The 17600-nt window shown below is 69.6% G+C and carries 17 protein-coding genes and 2 tRNA genes; 7 read left to right on the top strand and 12 right to left on the bottom strand.

The features are described from left to right. Nucleotides 1–31 precede the first annotated feature (31 nt). The 5 genes from J2X21_RS14050 to J2X21_RS14030 all read right to left on the bottom strand — a co-directional run bounded on the left by J2X21_RS14050 (nucleotide 32) and on the right by J2X21_RS14030 (nucleotide 4310). Nucleotides 32–994: a ribose-phosphate pyrophosphokinase gene (locus J2X21_RS14050; protein WP_310329604.1), complete on the bottom strand. Its 963-nt coding sequence runs from the start codon at nucleotides 992–994 to the stop codon at nucleotides 32–34. A gap of 68 nt (nucleotides 995–1062) precedes the next feature. Beyond that, nucleotides 1063–1139 (bottom strand) — tRNA-Gln (locus J2X21_RS14045). 39 nt (nucleotides 1140–1178) lie between these two features. Beyond that, entirely contained in the window at nucleotides 1179–2069 is an 891-nt protein-coding gene (locus J2X21_RS14040) for a 4-(cytidine 5'-diphospho)-2-C-methyl-D-erythritol kinase (RefSeq protein WP_310329601.1), read from the bottom strand. Continuing rightward, on the bottom strand, nucleotides 2053–2583 hold the full coding sequence (locus J2X21_RS14035) for an outer membrane lipoprotein LolB (protein WP_310329598.1): 531 nt from the start codon (nucleotides 2581–2583) through the stop codon (nucleotides 2053–2055). Before J2X21_RS14035 ends, J2X21_RS14040 begins: the two co-directional genes overlap by 17 nt. Continuing rightward, nucleotides 2580–4310, bottom strand: coding sequence for a tetratricopeptide repeat protein (locus tag J2X21_RS14030; protein ID WP_310329596.1), 1731 nt, complete (start codon nucleotides 4308–4310; stop codon nucleotides 2580–2582). The genes J2X21_RS14035 and J2X21_RS14030 overlap by 4 nt, the downstream gene beginning before the upstream one ends. A gap of 41 nt (nucleotides 4311–4351) precedes the next feature. Here J2X21_RS14030 and mutM point away from each other — a divergent pair, with 41 nt between their 5' ends. The 4 genes from mutM (at nucleotide 4352) to J2X21_RS14010 (ending at nucleotide 8313) form a co-directional block, all read left to right on the top strand. Next, a complete protein-coding gene (gene mutM / locus J2X21_RS14025) occupies nucleotides 4352–5170 on the top strand; it encodes a bifunctional DNA-formamidopyrimidine glycosylase/DNA-(apurinic or apyrimidinic site) lyase (RefSeq protein ID WP_310329591.1) in 819 nt (272 codons plus the stop codon). Then, a complete protein-coding gene (gene mutY, locus J2X21_RS14020; protein WP_310329590.1) occupies nucleotides 5155–6171 on the top strand; it encodes an A/G-specific adenine glycosylase in 1017 nt (338 codons plus the stop codon). The genes mutM and mutY overlap by 16 nt, the downstream gene beginning before the upstream one ends. Then, entirely contained in the window at nucleotides 6172–6474 is a 303-nt protein-coding gene (locus tag J2X21_RS14015; RefSeq protein ID WP_310329587.1) for a hypothetical protein, read from the top strand. A gap of 75 nt (nucleotides 6475–6549) precedes the next feature. Further along, nucleotides 6550–8313 carry a methyl-accepting chemotaxis protein gene (locus tag J2X21_RS14010; RefSeq protein WP_310329584.1) on the top strand — a complete coding sequence of 588 codons (1764 nt, stop codon included), beginning with the start codon at nucleotides 6550–6552 and terminating at the stop codon, nucleotides 8311–8313. Here J2X21_RS14010 and J2X21_RS14005 read toward each other — a convergent pair. From J2X21_RS14005 to J2X21_RS13995, 3 genes are read right to left on the bottom strand one after another with little or no spacing between them, the layout of a single operon-like run. Beyond that, nucleotides 8310–9440 carry an FAD-dependent oxidoreductase gene (locus J2X21_RS14005; protein ID WP_310329582.1) on the bottom strand — a complete coding sequence of 377 codons (1131 nt, stop codon included), beginning with the start codon at nucleotides 9438–9440 and terminating at the stop codon, nucleotides 8310–8312. The two genes, J2X21_RS14010 and J2X21_RS14005, sit on opposite strands and share 4 nt — an antisense overlap. Nucleotides 9441–9449: 9 nt before the next feature. Continuing rightward, complete coding sequence (locus J2X21_RS14000) at nucleotides 9450–11183, bottom strand: M56 family metallopeptidase (protein WP_310329580.1); 1734 nt, start codon at nucleotides 11181–11183, stop codon at nucleotides 9450–9452. After that, nucleotides 11180–11569: a BlaI/MecI/CopY family transcriptional regulator gene (locus tag J2X21_RS13995; protein ID WP_310329578.1), complete on the bottom strand. Its 390-nt coding sequence runs from the start codon at nucleotides 11567–11569 to the stop codon at nucleotides 11180–11182. The genes J2X21_RS14000 and J2X21_RS13995 overlap by 4 nt, the downstream gene beginning before the upstream one ends. 60 nt (nucleotides 11570–11629) lie before the next feature. Here J2X21_RS13995 and J2X21_RS13990 point away from each other — a divergent pair, with 60 nt between their 5' ends. Further along, nucleotides 11630–12193 (top strand): hypothetical protein, encoded by a 564-nt coding sequence (locus tag J2X21_RS13990; protein WP_310329577.1) that lies wholly within the window; start codon nucleotides 11630–11632, stop codon nucleotides 12191–12193. A 3-nt stretch (nucleotides 12194–12196) separates the two neighbouring features. Here the strand turns inward: J2X21_RS13990 and rapZ are convergent, their stop codons facing one another. From rapZ to J2X21_RS13975, 3 genes are read right to left on the bottom strand one after another with little or no spacing between them, the layout of a single operon-like run. Further along, a complete protein-coding gene (gene rapZ, locus J2X21_RS13985) occupies nucleotides 12197–13114 on the bottom strand; it encodes an RNase adapter RapZ (RefSeq protein WP_404667343.1) in 918 nt (305 codons plus the stop codon). Continuing rightward, nucleotides 13111–14793 (bottom strand): DNA repair protein RecN, encoded by a 1683-nt coding sequence (gene recN, locus J2X21_RS13980; protein WP_310329574.1) that lies wholly within the window; start codon nucleotides 14791–14793, stop codon nucleotides 13111–13113. The genes rapZ and recN overlap by 4 nt, the downstream gene beginning before the upstream one ends. 3 nt (nucleotides 14794–14796) lie before the next feature. Next, on the bottom strand, nucleotides 14797–15663 hold the full coding sequence (locus J2X21_RS13975; RefSeq protein WP_310329572.1) for an NAD kinase: 867 nt from the start codon (nucleotides 15661–15663) through the stop codon (nucleotides 14797–14799). 122 nt (nucleotides 15664–15785) lie between these two features. Here J2X21_RS13975 and hrcA point away from each other — a divergent pair, with 122 nt between their 5' ends. Both hrcA and J2X21_RS13965 read left to right on the top strand, forming a co-directional pair. Next, nucleotides 15786–16793 carry a heat-inducible transcriptional repressor HrcA gene (gene hrcA / locus J2X21_RS13970; RefSeq protein ID WP_310329570.1) on the top strand — a complete coding sequence of 336 codons (1008 nt, stop codon included), beginning with the start codon at nucleotides 15786–15788 and terminating at the stop codon, nucleotides 16791–16793. A gap of 24 nt (nucleotides 16794–16817) precedes the next feature. Continuing rightward, nucleotides 16818–16894: transfer RNA gene (locus J2X21_RS13965), tRNA-Ile, on the top strand. 76 nt (nucleotides 16895–16970) lie between these two features. On the opposite strand, the gene J2X21_RS13960 is transcribed toward J2X21_RS13965, so the two are convergent. Next, complete coding sequence (locus J2X21_RS13960) at nucleotides 16971–17591, bottom strand: Sua5/YciO/YrdC/YwlC family protein (protein ID WP_310329568.1); 621 nt, start codon at nucleotides 17589–17591, stop codon at nucleotides 16971–16973. Nucleotides 17592–17600 lie beyond the last annotated feature (9 nt).

The following is a 17600-nucleotide window of genomic DNA, read 5'->3' as shown; positions in this document are numbered from 1 at the left end:
AAAGCCGTCTTGCGACGGCGACGAATTCCGATCAGAAGTTGTTGTTCTGCTCGGAGAAGAGGGAGGTGACCGACTCGCCGTCAGAGATGCGGCGGATGGTCTCGGCAAACAGGAAAGCCACCGACAGCTGGCGGATGTTCTTGCACGCCTTGGCCGCGTCGGTCAGCGGAATGGTGTTGGTGATGACGACCTCGTCCAACTGCGAGCCGGCAATGCGCTCGATGGCCGGGCCCGACAGGATCGGGTGGGTGCAGTAGGCGTAGACGCTCTTGGCGCCGCGCGCCTTCAGCACCTCGGCCGCCTTCACCAGCGTGCCGGCGGTGTCGATCATGTCGTCCATGATCACGCAGTTGCGGCCGTCGATGTCGCCGATGACGTGCATCACTTCGGACACGTTGGCGGCCGGGCGGCGCTTGTCGATGATGGCCAGGTCGCAGCCCAGCTGCTTGGCCAGCGCGCGGGCGCGCACCACGCCGCCCACGTCGGGCGAAACGACCACGAGGTTGCTGTAGTTGCGGCTCTTCAGATCCGACAGCAGCACCGGCGACGCGTAGATGTTGTCGACCGGGATGTCGAAGAAGCCCTGGATCTGGTCGGCGTGCAGGTCCATCGTCAGCACGCGCTCGACGCCCACGGTTTCCAGCAGGTTGGCGACAACCTTGGCCGAGATGGGCACGCGCGTGGAGCGCGGGCGGCGGTCCTGGCGGGCGTAGCCGAAGTAGGGGATCACGGCGGTCACGCGGCGGGCGCTCGAGCGCTTCAGCGCGTCGGCCATGATCAGCAGTTCCATCAGGTTCTCGTTCGTCGGCGCGCAGGTGGGCTGGACGACGAATACGTCGCGGGCGCGGACGTTCTGCTGGATCTCGACGGCGACTTCGCCATCGGAGAAGCGGCCCACAACGGCCTTGCCCAGCTCGAGACCGAGATGGGTTGCGATTTCTTGGGAGAGAACCGGGTTCGCGTTGCCGGTGAAGAGAACCGTATTGAGCAGCACTGGGAGCCTCTGGTGTCAGTCAGTGGCCCGCTGAAGCAGAGCCGGTTCAGCGAAGTATCAGAAGAATTTGGCAGGGGAGGAAGGACTCGAACCCTCGCATGTCGGAATCAAAATCCGATGCCTTGACCAACTTGGCGACTCCCCTACACAGGACCCGGCCTGGCGGCCGAACCCGTAAACCTTCTCAGTCGGCCCAACCGCCAAGCGGATGCTGAGCCAGACTGCGGCAGATTCGACCGGTCCACCCTGCAGGCCTAGCCTGCAGCAATGTCGCCAGGGACTGGTCGTCCTTGCCTGTTTCTCCTTCCCCGAGCACCGAGAACACCGCTGCACCCGAGCCCGTCATCCGGGCATTGCCGAATTGCTTCGACATCAGATCCAGCGCTTCTCGTACGTCACTGCTGATCGCTTCTGCCGCAGGCTGGAGGTCGTTGCGACCAAAGCCTTGGGTGATTTGTTCTGCAGCCCCGTCCGAGGCAGGAAAGCCCGCGACTATAGCCAAGTTTTCGGACCTTGCCAACAAGGGGCTTGAAAAAATTGCGGGCGTCGACAGTCCGGCCGGTCCCTTGAGGACGGCGAAACGTTGCTCAGGCAGCTGGATCGGGTGCAGGATTTCGCCTATGCCTTCGACGAAGGCCGGACCGCCGCCGAGGAAGAAGGGCACGTCGGCGCCCAGTTTCAGCCCCAGCGTCAGCAGGCGTTGCAACGGCAGGTTCAAGTCCCAAAGCCGGTTCAGCGCGAGCAGCGTGGTGGCGGCGTCCGACGAGCCTCCGCCCATGCCCGCGCCGGCGGGCAGGCGTTTCTCCAGATGGATGTCTGCGCCCAGCGTGCAGCCGGTCTCCGCCTGCAGCAGCCGCGCGGCGCGCAGGCACAGGTCGTCGGCCGGCAGGTCTCCACCCAGCACGTCGTGGCGCTTCAACTGGCCGTCGGCGCGCAGTTCCATGTGCAGCGTGTCGGCCCAGTCGATCAGCACGAAGACTGACTGCAGCAGGTGATAGCCGTCGGCGCGCTTGCCGACCACGTGCAGGAACAGGTTCAGCTTGGCCGGTGCGGCCAGGTCATGGAGTGCTTTCATCGCCCCCATCCAGTTTGGCGCGCAGCGTGACGACCGGATCGGCCAGGCGCGTGGCGACCAGCGCCGGCAGCTTGGGCTCGATGCGCCAGCCCAGCTGCTCGAAGCCGGTGGCCGTCTTCTGGTGCGGCGCCGCGGGCCAGGGCCTGGCCTGCAGCCAGTCGAACAGCGCGGCGACGGGCACGGCCTCGCCCAGCAGCTCGCGGGTCAATGCGTCGAGGTCGTCGAAGCGGCGTTCATCGTCCGGGGTCTTCAGCGTGACCAGGCCCGGCTTCCAGCTCGCACGCGCGACCAGCGAACCCAGCGGCGACGTCAGCTCCAGCCGGCCGGCATGCGGGCCGCCAAACAGCTCGAAGCTGGCTGCGCCGCCGGTGCCGCGCTTGTGCGCGTCGCCCGCCACGGTCACGCTGATGCGGCCGCCCAGCCGTGCCTCGCCGGTGGGCGTTGGCGCTGCCTCGCGCGGCAGCTGTGCACAACCCGCCAGCGCGAGTGCCGCTGCGAAAACGGCGGCCCTCAAGGCTGGACCTTCAGACGTTGCATGGTCTCGCGCAGCGCCTCGTTGTCGGGCTCGCGCTGCTTCGCCTCGGCGAACACACGGCGAGCCTCGTCCTGCGCGCCGCTGACCCACAGCACCTCGCCCAGGTGGGCGGAGATCTCCGCGTCGGGCCGGCCGGCGTAAGCCTGGCGCAGCAGCCGGGTGGCCTCGGGCAGATTGCCCAGCCGGAATTCGACCCAGCCCAGGCTGTCGACGATGAAGGCTTCGCCGGGCGCCAGTTTCAGCGCCTGCTCGATCAGCTGCTTGGCCTCGGGCAGGCGCACATTGCGATCGGCAAACGAGTAGCCCAGCGCGTTGTACGCGTGATGGTGGTCGGGCTTGATCTGGATGACCCGGCGTAGCAGTGCCTCCATCTCGGCGAAGCGGCCCAGCTTCTCGCTCATCATGGCCTGCTCGTAGATGAGGTCGGTGTCATCCTTGAAGCGCTCGGTGGCGGCCTTCAGAGTCGCGAACGCGCCGGCCGTGTCGTTGTGCTCGCGCTGCAACTGGGCCTCGACCAGCAGCGCGCCACGCACGTCGTCGTCGCTGGCGTCGGCGGCGGGCTTCAGCAGCTTGCGGCCCTCGGCCAGCTTGCCCTGGCGGGCCAGCAGGCTGGCGCGGCGGTACTTCACGCCCATGCTGTCGCCGTCCACCTTTTGCAGTGCGGCCTCGGCGGCCTTCAGGTCGCCGCGCTGCTCGGCCGCTTGCGACAGCATCAGCCAGGCGCCCTGGCGGCCTTCGGCGCGCGCGCGGACCTCGGCGTCGGTGCCGGCGGCCGGGGTGTCCAGCAGCTTCAGGCCTTCGCGTAGCGCCACTTCGGCCGCGGCCGCGTGCTTGAGTTCGAGCTCGATGGCGCCCAGTGCCAGCCAGACGGCGCCGTTGTCGGGCGTCTGTTCGGTCAGCACACGGAATTCGCGCGCCGCCTCGGCCGGCCGCTGCGCCTTGACCAGTGCACGCGCATAGGCCTGGCGCAGCGCATGCTGGTCGGGCTTGCGGCGCAGCCGCTCGGCGATCAGCTCCTCGACCCTGGGTTCGGCCGGCAGCAGTTCCACGGCCAGCTGCATCGCGTCGTCGCCGTCGGGCAGTGCCTGGCTCAGTTCACGGGTCAGCACCAGCGCGCGGGCGTTGTCGCCGGCGTTGATGGCCAGTCGCGCCTCGGTGAACAGCGCGGCGGGCTTGAGCGCGCCGGTCTGCGCCTGCAGCACCGGACCCAGCGCGGCCAGCACGGCCTTGGGGTCGGGCGCGCGCTGGAACAGGCGAGGCAGCGACACGATGAGGCCGGGGCGCTGCACGGTGGGTGCCACGCGCAGCAGGGTGGCCAGTGGCATGGGCACCTCGGCGGGCTTGTTCAGCAGCGCCAGCAGCTGCACCACGGTCTGATGGCCGTCGACTGAGTCCGGCACCGTGTCGGCCCAGGCGCGTGCGGCCATCAAGGCCTGGTCACCGGCGCGCTCTTTCAACGCGATCTGCACGACGCGCTTGAACAATTCCTCGTCGCCGGTGCGGCGGGCGGCGTCCAGCAGCACCTGGAAGGCCACGCCGGCCTGGCCGCCGCTCAGCTCCAGTTCGCCGATCAGCAGTTGATAGAACAGCGGCGCGTCCATCGCCGAGTTGTTGACGGGCGCGGCGGGCGCCTCCTGGGCCTGGGCATGCAGGCCCAACGCAAGCAGGGCGGCGGCGCAGACGGCGCGGCGGACGGGGAGAGGCATTCGTACTCCAAGGATCAGGCGCTGATTATGATTTCCGTCCCATGCCCGAGTTGCCCGAAGTCGAAGTCACGCGCCGCAGTTTCGCGGCGGCCATCCAGGGGGCTCGCGTCACGGGCCTGCGCCTGGGAAAACCGCTGCGCTGGCCTCTGGGCGTGGACCCCGAAACGCTGCTGGACAGCCGCGTCGGCGACGTGCAAAGACGCGGTAAATATTTGTGGCTTCCGCTTCAGGAGCGCGGTGGACTGCTGATGCACCTGGGCATGTCGGGTTCACTGGCCTTTCTTGACGCGACGCCGGCGGCCGGGCCGCACGACCATTTCGACCTGCACACCGACCGCGGCCTGCTGCGGCTGACCGATCCGCGGCGCTTCGGCGCCGTGGTCTGGGGCGCGGCGCTGGATGCCGACCCGGTGGCCACGCTGCTGGCAGGGCTGGGCCTGGAGCCCTTTGACGCGCGTTTCGACGGACTGCATCTGCATGCCGCTTTGAGCGGCCGGCGTGTGCCCATCAAGCAGGCATTGCTGGCGGGCGACATCGTCGTGGGCGCCGGCAACATCTACGCCTGCGAGTCGCTGTTCATGGCCGGCATAGACCCGCGCCTGCCGGCGGGCAAACTGAGCCGGCCGCGCGCTGACAGGCTGGCCGCCGCCGTGCGCACCGTGCTGGGCCAGGCGCTGGAGGCAGGTGGTACGACGCTGCGCGATTTCCGCGATGCGCATGGCGTGGCTGGCAGCTTCCAGATGCAGGCGCAGGTCTATGGCCGCGAAGGCGAGGCCTGCCGGCGCTGCGGCACGGCCATCAAGCGCATCGTGCAGGGTCAGCGCTCAACCTTCTTCTGCCCGTCATGCCAGAAACGCTGATGGAAGACTTCGGCAAGACCGTCGTCGCCTGGCAGCGCCGCCACGGCCGCAACAGCCTGCCGTGGCAGAACACGCGCGACCCCTACCGCGTGTGGCTGTCCGAGATCATGCTGCAGCAGACCCAGGTCACGACCGTGCTGGGTTACTACGAGCGCTTCCTGGGGCGCTGGCCGCGCGTGACCGACCTGGCCGCGGCGACGCTGGACGAGGTGCTGGCGCAATGGGCAGGCCTTGGCTACTACAGCCGCGCGCGCAATCTGTACGCCTGCGCCAAGGCTGTGGCCGAGCTGCATGGCGGCGAGTTCCCGGGCAGCGCGGCACAGCTGCAGACGTTGCCTGGCATAGGCCGGTCCACCGCTGCGGCCATCGCGGCCTTCTGCTTCGGCGAGCGCGTGGCCATCCTGGACGGCAACGTGAAGCGCGTGCTGTCGCGCGTGCTGGCCTTTGACGGCGATCTGGCCAGCAGCGCGGTCGAGAAGCGGCTGTGGAACCATGCCACCGAGCTGCTGCCCGAGGAGGGCGTGGACCGTTACACGCAGGGGCTGATGGACCTGGGCGCGACCGTCTGCACGGCGCGCTCGCCCGACTGCCTGATCTGCCCGGTGCAGCCGCTGTGCCGCGGCCAGGCCCAGGGCGACCCGACACGCTACCCCGTCAAGACCAGGAAACTCAAGCGGGGCCGGCGCGAGAACTGGTGGCTGTGGGTGGAGCGCCAGGGTCAGGTCTTGCTGCAACAGCGACCGCACACGGGCGTCTGGGCCGGGCTGTGGACCTTGCCGATGTTCGACGACGAGGCCAGCGCGCACGCGGCGCTGCCGGATGCGCGGCTGGAGCCGCTGCCGCGCATCGAGCACGCGTTGACGCACTTCGACTGGGTGCTGCACACCTTGCGCGGCGATGGTTCTGAGGGCTTGACCCCTGGCGGCACCTGGGTGGCGCGCGAGAAACTCGCGGACTACGCGCTGCCGGCGCCGTTGAAGAAGTTGATCGAGGAGAGTTGAATGAGGGCCGAACTGAAAGGTGGCATCGAGTACGCGATCATCACGCTGCTGATTGCCGGCCTGTGCCTGTGGTCGCTGATCAGCGGCGCCCAGGAAGAGGATCCCGCGCCCGCCGTGATGGTGCTGTCCGGGCTGGGCGTGCTGATTGCCGGAGCCATGCATTGCGTGTTCATGATGCAGCTGGTGCGTCGCACCGGCAGGCCCTTCCTGCCCTGGTTTCTGGGCATCGTGCTGCTGATGCCGCTGGGCACGGCGGTGCTGCTGGCCACGCTGCTGGGCGAGTCAGAGGCTTCTGAAAGCTGACAAAGTTGCATCAATGCCGCATTGCCTGACCCCGCCGAAAGGGGCAAAGTCTCCCGAACAACTCAGGAGACCGGCGTGGATTTCATCAAGAACCTGCGCGTGGGTGCGCGACTCGGCCTGGCATTCGTCGTCCTGCTGGCGCTGATGCTCGCGATGGCGGGCATGGGAGCGCTGCTGACGAAGTCCATCAACCGCTATGCGGAGTTCTATCCCGAGAACGTGCTGCCGTCGCTGCGGCTGATCCATCAGATCGACGGCGCCATCGGCGATGCGCGGCGGCTGGAGCTGCAGCACATCATGGCCGATGACGACAAGGAGAAGAAGACGTCGTCGGCCCGCATCGCCCAGGCGCGCGCGGAGCTGAGCAAGGGGCTCAAGGACTACGAGGCGCTGATTGCCGACGCCGAAGACCGTGCGCTGCTGAAGAAGGTCAGCGAAGGGCTGGCCGTCTACCTGGCTCATCAGGACAAGGTGCTGAAGGCTTCTGACGAGAGCGGTGCCGACCCCACGCAGGCGACGGCGGCCCGGGAGATGTCGCTGGGGGCTGTGCGCACTGTCTTCTTACCGTTGCGGGATGCAGTCTCCAACTGGTGGGCGTACAACGAGAAGCTGGCCGCGCAGGCCACCAGCTCGGCGGAGGCGGCCTACCAGCGCGTGCTGGTGATCTTTGGCATCGCGTCCGTCGTCGCGCTGGTCCTGGGCGTCTTCGCGGCGCTGACCATCACACGCTCCATCACCACGCCGCTGCAGCGCGCGTCGGAAGCGGTCAAGGCGGTGGCCGGCGGCGACCTCACCTTGAGGCTGCAAAGCAGCTCGCGCGACGAGCTGGGCCAGCTGCTGAGCAGCCTGGACGAGATGACGCAGAACCTCGCGCGCATGGTGTCCGGCGTGCGCCAGGGCTGCGAGCAGATCAACGTCGCGTCGGCCGAGATTGCGCAGGGCAATGCCGACCTGTCGGCGCGTACCGAGAGCCAGGCGTCCAGTCTCGAAGAAACGGCCGCGTCCGTCGAGCAGATGGCCGCGCAGATCAAGGCCAACGCCGACAACGCGCGTCAGGCCGACCAACTGGCCAACCATGCGTCGGAGACGGCCAAGGCCGGCGGCGAGGCGGTGGGCGAGGTGGTGTCCACGATGGACGCGATCTCGCAGTCCAGCCGCAAGATCAACGACATCATCGGCACCATCGATGGCATCGCGTTCCAGACCAACATCCTGGCGCTGAACGCGGCCGTGGAGGCCGCGCGGGCCGGCGAGCAGGGCCGGGGCTTCGCGGTCGTGGCCGGCGAGGTGCGGCTGCTGGCGCAGCGCAGCGCCGAGGCGGCCAAGGAGATCAAGAGCCTGATCGGCGACAGCGTCACCAAGGTCGAGAGCGGCAGCGCCCAGGTGCTGGCCGCGCGCGACACCATCGTGCAGATGGTCAACGAGGTGCGCAAGGTGACCGACCTCGTCGGCGAGATCACGGTGTCCAGCCGCGAGCAGAGCGAGGGCGTGGGCCAGATCAACGCGGCCGTCAGCCAGCTGGACCAGGCCACGCAGCAGAACGCCGCGCTTGTCGAGCAGACCGCCGCGGCGGCCGAGAGCATGCGCATGCAGAGCACCAAGCTGAACGAGGCGGTGGCGGCCTTCCGCGTGGATGCCGGCGCACCGTCGGTGCGCAGCGCGCCCACGAAGCCGCCTGCCGCGGCCAAGGCGGCGCCTGCCAAGCCCTTCGCCAGGCCGGCCCCAAAGCCCGCCGCCAAAGCAGTGATGCCGCCCGCGCCGGTCGCGCCGCCCGTCGTGGCGCCCAAGCCCGCAGCGCCTGCGCCGAGCAGCGCCGAAGGCGACTGGGAGACGTTCTAGAACAAGCCGGCCAGGCGCCGCACCGCGTCCTCGGCCTGCGCGCGATCGGGCCGCAGGTCGGCGCTGCCGAAGTCCTGTCGGCTCTGCGTCGCGATCAGCAGGCCGTCGCGCCGCGGCAGCGCGACGATGCTGTGGCCGCGGTAGATCAGTGCGTAGTCCACCTCGGGCTGTGGGATCAGCCGGGCCGTCTGGCCGCGCACGGGCGTCAGGCTGTCATCGCCCAGCAGCGTGCGGGCACCGTCGCCCGTGCAGTTGACGACCACGGCCTCGGGCAGCCGCGCGAAGTCGCGCGCCGAACGCAGCTCGCGCTGCACCAGCCGGCCGCCGTCGCGCGCGAAGTCGTCCAGCAGCAGGCGCTGGTAGGCCGGGATGTTGAACACCAGCTGCGTGAAGCGGCGTGCGTGGGGCGCGCGGAAAGGATGGTCGCCGCCGGCCAGCGCCAGGCCCCGCGGCCGCAGGTCGGCCACGCGCGGTGCGATGTCGGGATAGTCGGGCTCGCCGTCGTAGGGGCTGGGTACGGGGCGGTCGAATCCGTCGTCGCCGACGACATAGCCGTCATGCCATTCCACCGGGCCGGACGGCAGGCCCAGATAGCTCTGGTGCACCTTGAACGAGTCGCGCGCCATGGCTTCCCAGTCGGCGGTCCATGCGTCGGTGGCGAACTCGCTCGTGACGACGCGCGACTCGGGCGTCCACAGCCCCGTGGCGGCCGACGAGTGCACGCGGGGCGGCCTGTCCTTGGCGTAGACGGTGACGCGGTAGCCCGCCTGCTGCGCGCAGCGCGCGGTCGTCAGGCCGATGGCGCCGGCGCCGACGACGGCCAGGCGTTGCCCCGGCCGCAGTCCGGTGGCGCGCACCTGTTCCAGCGCGCGCTGCGCCGAGCCCCAGGACAGCGACCAGCCGCTGCCGCCGTGGCCGTAGTGATGGACCACGGTCTTGCCGTGCAGCCGCTGCGTCTCCAGGCGCGGCCCGCGGGCGCGGAACGGGCGAATGCCCACCGTGATGTCGATGATGCGGTCCACGTCCAGCCGCATCGCGGCGGGTGCGCGTGGTGGCGCGAAGTCCAGCGACCAAGCGGGCAGGGCAAAGCCCGCGGCGCTGGCCGCGAGCAGATGGCGTCTTTGCATGGGTTTGCCTCAGTCCCGCTGGCGCGCCAGCGACTTGCGGATCAAGGCCGCATCGCGCAGCCGGTTGGCGGAGCCATCGGCATCCAGCAGCACGACGGTGATGGGCCGCTTGCCGTTCAGGATGCGCATGGCCAGACAGCGGCCGGCTTCCTCGGTGTAGCCGGTCTTGGAGACGCGGATGTTCCAGCCCTTGCTGCCCACCAGCCGGTTGGTGTTGCGCAGCTCGCGCGGACGGCCGTCGACCGTGGCCTTGGCCTTCTTCACGCTGGTGATGCGCTCGATCTCGCGATAGCGCGCCGCGGCCGCCGTGATGACGGCCATCTCCTTGGCCGTGGAGGTGTTGTCCGGCGACAGCCCGGTGGCCTCGGCGATGCGCGTCTGCGTCAGGCCCAGCGAGCGCACCTTGGCGTTGACGGCCTTCACGAAGCCCGCCTCGCCGCCGGGGAAGCTGCGGGCCAGTGCCGAGGCGGCGCGGTTCTCGGACACCAATAGCGCCATCTCCAGCGCCGTCTGGCGCGTCATCTGCGTGCCGACCCGCACGCGCGAACGGCTGTGCTTCAACGTGTCGACGTCGTCGCCGGTGATGCGCAGCTTCTCGTCGGGGTCCAGCTTGGCGTCCAGCACGACCATCGCGGTCAGCAGCTTGGTCAGCGATGCGATGGGCACGACGGCGTCGGCGTCGCGCGCCATCAGCACCTCGCCGGTCGCGTCGTCGATGACGGCCACATGCTTGGCATTGACGGGCAGCTTCAGCTGCTGGGCCGGCGGCGTCTTGGCCTGCGGCGCCACGGCTTGAGCGGCCGGCGCCGGTGCATCGGCCGGTGGCGCGGGGCTCTTGGCCTGCACGACGAAGCTGGTCGCCGCGATCAGCAGCGCCGGCAGCGCCAGCTTCCAGCCGGTGGCCTGCGGGCGGGGCGCCAGCAGGCGCTCGATGCGGCCCAGCAGGTTGCCGCCGCGGGCGGCCAGCGCGATGGTGGGCGCGCTGCGGGGCGCGTCCAGCTCCGCCAGTTCGTGCAGCGCCCGCGCGAGGCGGCGCGCGTTGCCCGGCAGCTCGGCCGAGATCTCGTCGGCCACCAGTTCGCGCTCGGCGCGCATGCGGGCCGACAGCCACCAGACGACCGGGTGGAAGAACAGCAAGGCCTCGACGGCGCTTTGCAGCAGGTTGGCCGCGTAGTCCCAGCGGCGCACATGGGCCAGCTCATGGGCCAGCAGCGCTTCAACGAGGTCGACGGGCAGGCGGGTCAACAGCGCGGCGGGCAGCAGCACGCAGGGCTTCAGCGTGCCCAGTGCGATGGGGCCGTCCAGTTCGGGCAGCAGGCGCAGGCTGACGGGGCGGCGCAGGCCCAGCCGGCGGGCGAGGGCGTCCAGCCGCGCCTGCCATTCGGCCGGCGCCGGCGTCGAGCGGCGCCGCGTGCGGCCCACCCAGGCGAGGCCCAGCGCCAGCCGCGCCAGCATCAGCGCCGTGCCCAGCGCCCACGCGCTGACGAGGGCCGGCATCTGCTCCAACAGCGGCGGCAGCTCGCCGGCGAACTCGGCGTCGGCGGGCGACAGGTCCAGGCATTGCGCAAGCGGCAGGCCCAGGCAGGCCAGCAGGCTGATCGCACACACCGCGTAGCGCCAGCGCGCCGAAGCGCCGCGCAGCACGGCCAGCAGCAACGCCGCGACCGCGCCCACCACCGCGCCTTGCCAGACGAAGTTCACGAGGGCCAGACCCCAGGCATTCATCGCGATGTCCAGGTTCATCCCTGCTCTCCGTTCTTCGTCAGCAGCTGGCGGATCTCGGCGCGTTCCTTCGCGCTGACGTGGTTCTTCAGCGCCGCGAGCACCAGCGCCTTGCCGGAGCCGGCGAAGGCCTTGGCGATGAAGTCCTTGACGAGGGACTGCTGCAGCTTGTCCTGCGCGTGCACCGGCGCGTAGAGCTGCGGCCGCTGGCTTTCATCGCGGCTCAGCAGGCCCTTGCCGTGCATGACCTGCAGCTGGCGCAGCACGGTGGCATAGGTGGCGTCGGGGCGGTCGGGCAGCAGGGCCTCGTGCACGGCCTTGGCGTCGGCCGGGCCCAGGCGCCACAGCACCTGCAGCAGGTCCAGCTCGGCGGCGGTGGGGCGCGCGGCGGTGGGAGCGGTGTTCATGCTGCGCAGCATAGATGTTCTAGAACTTGGTGTCTAGAACTTGTGTTCTGCATTGGCTGAGTGCTGGGCCTGCGCGTGTCGCTGGTTGAGCAGCGCCTGCTGCCGGAGCTGGCCAAGGTGCACGACCTGGCCGGGCTGCGGCGCTTCAGTGTCGGCCAGGGCGTGGCCTGGCCCGTTGTGGAGGTCTACAAGGCCAGCGGCCTGCAGGTGTCGACGGTGGCCGGCTACGAGAACCTGTTCCGCATGCTGCTGGCCGGCCGCTTCGATCTGTTTCCGCGCGGCGTGGGCGAGGTGTTCGACGAGTTCGACGCGCGGCGCAGGGGCATGCCGCGCCTGGCCATCGACCCCAGCCTGCTGCTGGCCTACCCCTACCCGTATCAGTACTACGTCGCCCCCAGCCAGTCAGCGCTGGCGGCGCGGGTCGAGAAGGGCTTGCTGGCGATGCAGGCAGATCGTAGCTTCGATGCGCATCCGTCGCGGCACCACGGCCCTTCGGTCGCGCGGGCGCGCTTGAGCAAGCGCCGCGTGCTGAAGTCGTCCAACCCGAACATGGGGCCAGAAGGCGAGCGGGTGCTTGATGCAGCGCTGGCCTACTGGCTGAAGCCGCCGCCGGTCAGGCGCTGAGCCTCAGCGGGCGTCCAGCTCGCGGTGGCGCTTCAGCACATGGCCGTGATGGCTGAACTGGCGCGCCAGCATCTCCACCAGATACACCGAGCGGTGCTGGCCGCCCGTGCAGCCGATGGCCACGGTCAGGTAGCTGCGCTGGTCGGCGGCGAAGTTGGGCAGCCAGCGCGACAGGAAGCCGGCGATCTGGCCCATCATCAAACCCACCTCGGGCTGGGCCGCAAGGTAGGCCGCCACCGGCGCGTCACGGCCGGTCAGCGGGCGCAGTTCGCGGTCGTAGTAGGGGTTGGGCAGCACGCGCACGTCGAACACGAAGTCCGCGTCGCTGGGCACGCCGTGCTTGAACGCAAAGCTCTCGAACACCAGCGTCAACTGGCTGGACGCGTTGGGGCCGACGAGGTCGCCCAGCCAAGCGCGCAACTGCGCCGGCCGCAGCTGGCTGGTGTCGATGACGGTGGACTCGGCCTTCAACCCGCCCAGCAGTTCGCGCTCCAGCTTGATCGCGTCCAGCAGCAGGCGGTGCTTGTCTTCCTCGACGCCGTCCAGCGCGCCAAAGCCGGTGTCGCGGCCCTGCTGGCGCAGCGGGTGAGGTCGGCGCGTCTCGGAGAAGCGCCGCATCAGCGCGTCATTGTTTGCGTCCAGGAACACCGAGCGCACCGCCACGCCGCGCGCGCGCAGCTCCTTCAGCAACGGCAGCAGCAGCGGCAGCGAACTGGCCGAGCGCACGTCCACGGCAATGGCCACGCGGCGTTCGCCACGCTGCTGTTCCAGCTTCAGGAAGTCCAGCAGCAGCTCGGCCGGCAGGTTGTCGACGCAGAAGTAGCCCGCATCCTCCAGCGCATGCATCGCAACTGACTTGCCGCCGCCGGACATGCCGGTCAGCAGCAGAACATCGCCGTGCAGATCCGTGTCGCTGCTCATGACTTGGCCTTCCTCCTGGTACTGGCGGTCGACGCGGCCAGCATCTCCTCGGCATGCGCCAGGCTGGTGGACGACAGGCGCTCGCCGCCCAGCATGCGTGCGATCTCCGCCACGCGGGCCTCGCCGGCCACGGGGCTGACGGAGCTGACCGTGCTGCCACCTTGCAGCGCCTTGGCGACCACCAGATGACGGTCCGCGCAGGCGGCCACCTGCGGCAGGTGGGTGACGGCCATGACCTGCCGCTCGCGTCCCAGCTGCTTCATCAGCCGGCCCACGGTCTCTGCCACGGCGCCGCCAATGCCCACGTCGATCTCGTCAAAGATCAGCGTGCCGGGGGCGTTGTCCGTCGCGGCCTGGCTGGCCGTCACGGCAATGGCCAGCGAGATGCGCGACAGCTCGCCGCCTGACGCCACCTTGGCCAGCGGCCGCGGCGTGCTGCCGGCGTGGCCCGCGACGAGGAACTCGGCGGACTCGGCACCCCAGCTCTGCGGGCCGTCGGTGGGCAGCAGCGCGATGTCGAACTGGCCGCCGGCCATGCCCAGTTGCTGCATCGCGGCGGTGACGGCCGCTGCCAGCTCGGGCGCGGCTTTCTTGCGCAGCTTGGTGGCGGTGGCGGCCTGTTTGTCGAAGGCTTCGCGTGCGGCGGTCAGCGCGGCTTCAAGCAGGGCGGGGTCGCTGGCGGCATCCAGCGCGGCCAGCTCGGCACGCCACTGCGCCAGCAGCGCCGGCAGATCCTGCGGCTGGCGACGGTAGCGGCGCGACAGCGTCATCCATGCCGACACGCGCTCGTCCAGTTCGGCCAGGCGGGTTGGGTCCAGGTCGGTCTTGTGCAGATAGGCGGCCAGCGTATGGCTGGCATCCTGCAACTGCGCCTGCACGTCGCGCAGGGCCTGCACGGCGGGCAGCAGGCGGGCATCAAAGTCCAGCACGCGCTCCAGCTGGTCCAGCGCCTGCGCCGTCAGCGATTGCGCGCTGGGCTCGGCCTCGTCCAGCCCGTCCAGCGCCGACTTGGCGGCGTCCAGCAGCGACTGGCCGTGGGACAGGCGCTCGTGCTCGGCATTCAGCTCGTCCCACTCGCCCTCCAGCGGCGCCAGGCCATCCAGCTCGCCGATCTGCCAGGCGAGGCGCTCGCGTTCGCGCAGCGCATCGGCCTGTTGGCCGCGGGCCTTTTCCAGCGCTTCGGCGGCCTGTTTCCAGGCGGCGTGCGCACGCGCCAGCGGCGCGGCGTCCAGGCCGGCGAAGCCATCCAGCAGCTCACGCACGGCGGCCGGGCGGGTCAGGCCTTGCCAGGCATGCTGGCCGTGGATGTCCAGCAGATGGTCGGCCAGCTCGCGCAGCTGCGTGACGGTGGCCGCGCCGCCGTTGATCCACGCGCGGCTCTTGCCGGCGGCATCGATGACGCGGCGCAGCAGCAGCGTGTCATCGCTGTCGAAGCCGGCCTCGTCCAGCCATCCACGCAATTGCTGCGGCGTGTCGAACTCTGCGCAGATCTCGGCCTTGGCCGCGCCTTCGCGCACGACGCCCGCGTCGCCGCGGCCACCCAGCGCCAGCTGCAGCGCGTCAATGAGGATGGACTTGCCCGCGCCGGTCTCGCCGGTCAGCACGGCGAAGCCGGGCTCGAAATCCAGTTCGAGCGCGGGGACGATGACGAAGTCCTTGAGACTGAGGTGCCGCAACATGATTCAGAGGTACCAACGGAGTTTGCGACGCAGCGTCGCGTAATAGCTCCAGCCCTTGGGGTGCAGGAAACGGACCTGATGCTGGCTGCGCCGCACGGTGATGGTGTCGCCGTGCAGCAGGCTGGTCAGGCTCTGCATGTCGAAGTTCACCGACGCGTCGCGTCCGGCGACGATCTCCAGCCGCACCTCGCCGCTGTCGGGCAGCACGATGGGGCGGTTGGACAGCGTGTGCGGCGCGATGGGCGCCAGCAGCCAGCCGGCGATGCTGGGATGCATGATGGGGCCACCGGCCGACAGCGCATAGGCCGTGGAGCCGGTGGGCGACGCGACGATGAGACCGTCGGCGCGCATGTTGGCGACGAACTGCTCACCCACCGACACCTTCAGCTCCACCATGCCCGCCGTGCCGCCGCGGCTGACGACCACGTCGTTCAGCGCCAGGCCCGAGAAGATGGACTCGCCGTCGCGCAGTACCGCGCCTTCGAGCATCGCGCGCGACTCCACCTCGTGGTCGCCCGCCAGCACCGGCGCGAGCGCCTCGCGCCAGCGTTCGATGGGGATGTCGGTGATGAATCCCAGCCGCCCCTGGTTGATGCCCAGCAGCGGGATGCCGTGGCGCGCCATGTCGCGCGCGAAGCCCAGCATCGTGCCGTCGCCGCCCACGACGACGGCCAGGTCGCAACGGCGGCCCAGTTCGTCGTTGGACAGCGCGTCGTAGTCGGTCATGCCGGTGGCCTGGGCCGTGTCCGCTTCCAGCGAGACATCCAGGCCGTGACTGCACAAAAACTCGGCAATCTCCTCCAGCACCGGCCTGATGCCCGGCGCCTGATGCTTGCCCACGATGGCGACATGTCTGAAGCGCTCGGCCATGCGGCAAATTACACCACGGGGTTTCGCCCGTCATGGGAGGAAACGGGCAGATTTCAGTCAGTGGGTGCCAGAGCTACTCGCTGCGCTCGGGCGGTCTGGCACGCAAGACATAAGATTGCTTCATGCTCGACGAGCGCTCCAAATCCCTGCTGAAAACCCTGGTCGAACGGTATATCGCCGACGGCCAGCCTGTCGGCTCGCGCACGCTATCCAAGGCTTCCGGGCTGGAGCTCAGCCCCGCGACCATCCGCAACGTGATGGCCGACCTGGAGGAACTGGGCCTGATCGCCAGCCCGCACACCAGCGCCGGCCGCATCCCGACGCCGCGCGGCTACCGCTTGTTCGTCGACACCATGCTGACGGCCCAGCCCAGCCTGGTGGGCGTGGACGCGGTGCCGCTGCAACCCGACCAGCCGCAGCGCGTCATCGCCAGCGCGGCGCAGCTGCTGTCCAGCCTGTCCAACTTCGTGGGCGTCGTCACCGCACCCAAGAAGCCCAGCGTCTTCCACCACATCGAGTTCCTGCGCCTGGGCGAGCGGCGCGTGCTGGTCATCCTGGTGTCGCCCGACGGCGACGTGCAGAACCGCGTCATCTTCACCACCCAGGACCTCAGCCAGAGCGAACTGGCCGAGGCCAGCAACCGACTCAACGCCGGCTACGCGGGCCTGACGTTGGAGGCCGTGCGCGAGCGGCTGCGCCACGAGGTCGACGCGCTGCGCGGCGAGATCGGCCAGCTGATGAGCGCGGCCGTGCAGGCAGGCACCGAGGCCATGGCCCAGCAGGACGAGCAGGTCGTCGTCTCCGGCGAGCGCAACCTGCTGACCGTGCAGGACTTCAGCCACGACATGGGGTCACTGCGCCGGCTGTTCGACCTGTTCGAGCAGAAGACCCAGCTGATGCGCCTGCTGGACACGTCCAGCCGCGCCGAGGGCGTGCGCATCTACATCGGCGGCGAAAGCCAGGTCGTGCCGTACGAGGAGCTGTCCATCGTCAGCGCGCCCTACGAGGTCGACGGCCAGGTGGTCGGCACGCTGGGCGTCATCGGCCCCACGCGCATGGCCTACGACCGCATGATCCAGATCGTCGACATCACGTCGAGGATGGTGGGGCAGGCGTTGTCTCAGCGCTGACTAGAATGCGCCCCTTCCAACCGGGGGCCGTTAGCTCAGTTGGTCAGAGCAGAGGACTCATAATCCTTTGGTCATTGGTTCAAGTCCAATACGGCCTACCAGAATCAAGCACTTGGCGCGTTGCGGCAAGTGCTTTTTTCTTCGGACTTCCAGCAGGAACCCAGGGCAGGCGAGACTTCAGCACGCGAGTGGGACAACTTCCGCTACCAGACGGTCGTTGTGCGCTGACGGCTCGCGGCCGCGCCGCGGCGGGAACACGGCAAGTGCGGGGAGCAAGCCCGCGTTGATCGCGAGATCCATGCCGTGGTGCCAGGTCGCGGGTGCCTGCTCGACGCAGCCCGCACCGGCGCCGCTTGGCGGCAAGGCCAGCAGCAGCGGCTCATCCAGCAACTGCAGCAACTCCTGGCTGGCGGCGTGCCCTGCGAAGTACAGCAGTGCAACGCCCTTGGCACCCGACGCCAGCCGGCGCGGCACGCGGCGCGTGCAAGGCAGCGTGAAGCTGGCGGTGCCCGGCGCCCGCTGGCGGATGGCGCGGTAGGCCTGGTCGTCGATGTGCAGCCAAGCTGCGGCCTGTGCGAGGTCGCGGCACAGAAGCACCGGTGGGTCGCGGTCATCCAGTGCGGCCAGGCGGGTCAGCCGCTGGCTCGCGGCCTTGTCTTCGAGGCGGCAGCCGAGCAGGTAGCCCGCCACGGTAGGCAGCAGCGCGATGTCGCCATCGCGCAGTCGCTCCGCCGCTTGCTGTAGCAACCGGGGCTGCGGGTTGCCTGGGTGGACGACGAGATGCTGAAAGCGCGGCATGGCGGGCTC

This window comes from Roseateles asaccharophilus, from assembly GCF_031458115.1.
Lineage (GTDB): Bacteria > Pseudomonadota > Gammaproteobacteria > Burkholderiales > Burkholderiaceae_C > Pelomonas > Pelomonas asaccharophilus_A.
This window is presented reverse-complemented; position numbering and strand designations above follow the sequence as displayed.

What these genes read in the sequence shown, in the direction of transcription:
- J2X21_RS14040 (WP_310329601.1), bottom strand. Translation starts at nt 2,069, where the DNA reads ATGAAAGCACTCCATGACCTGGCCGCACCGGCCAAGCTGAACCTGTTC.
- J2X21_RS14030 (WP_310329596.1), bottom strand. Translation starts at nt 4,310, where the DNA reads ATGCCTCTCCCCGTCCGCCGCGCCGTCTGCGCCGCCGCCCTGCTTGCG.
- mutM (WP_310329591.1), top strand. Translation starts at nt 4,352, where the DNA reads ATGCCCGAGTTGCCCGAAGTCGAAGTCACGCGCCGCAGTTTCGCGGCG.
- mutY (WP_310329590.1), top strand. Translation starts at nt 5,155, where the DNA reads ATGCCAGAAACGCTGATGGAAGACTTCGGCAAGACCGTCGTCGCCTGG.
- J2X21_RS14015 (WP_310329587.1), top strand. Translation starts at nt 6,172, where the DNA reads ATGAGGGCCGAACTGAAAGGTGGCATCGAGTACGCGATCATCACGCTG.
- J2X21_RS14005 (WP_310329582.1), bottom strand. Translation starts at nt 9,440, where the DNA reads ATGCAAAGACGCCATCTGCTCGCGGCCAGCGCCGCGGGCTTTGCCCTG.
- J2X21_RS14000 (WP_310329580.1), bottom strand. Translation starts at nt 11,183, where the DNA reads ATGAACCTGGACATCGCGATGAATGCCTGGGGTCTGGCCCTCGTGAAC.
- J2X21_RS13995 (WP_310329578.1), bottom strand. Translation starts at nt 11,569, where the DNA reads ATGAACACCGCTCCCACCGCCGCGCGCCCCACCGCCGCCGAGCTGGAC.
- rapZ (WP_404667343.1), bottom strand. Translation starts at nt 13,114, where the DNA reads ATGAGCAGCGACACGGATCTGCACGGCGATGTTCTGCTGCTGACCGGC.
- recN (WP_310329574.1), bottom strand. Translation starts at nt 14,793, where the DNA reads ATGTTGCGGCACCTCAGTCTCAAGGACTTCGTCATCGTCCCCGCGCTC.
- J2X21_RS13975 (WP_310329572.1), bottom strand. Translation starts at nt 15,663, where the DNA reads ATGGCCGAGCGCTTCAGACATGTCGCCATCGTGGGCAAGCATCAGGCG.
- hrcA (WP_310329570.1), top strand. Translation starts at nt 15,786, where the DNA reads ATGCTCGACGAGCGCTCCAAATCCCTGCTGAAAACCCTGGTCGAACGG.
- J2X21_RS13960 (WP_310329568.1), bottom strand. Translation starts at nt 17,591, where the DNA reads ATGCCGCGCTTTCAGCATCTCGTCGTCCACCCAGGCAACCCGCAGCCC.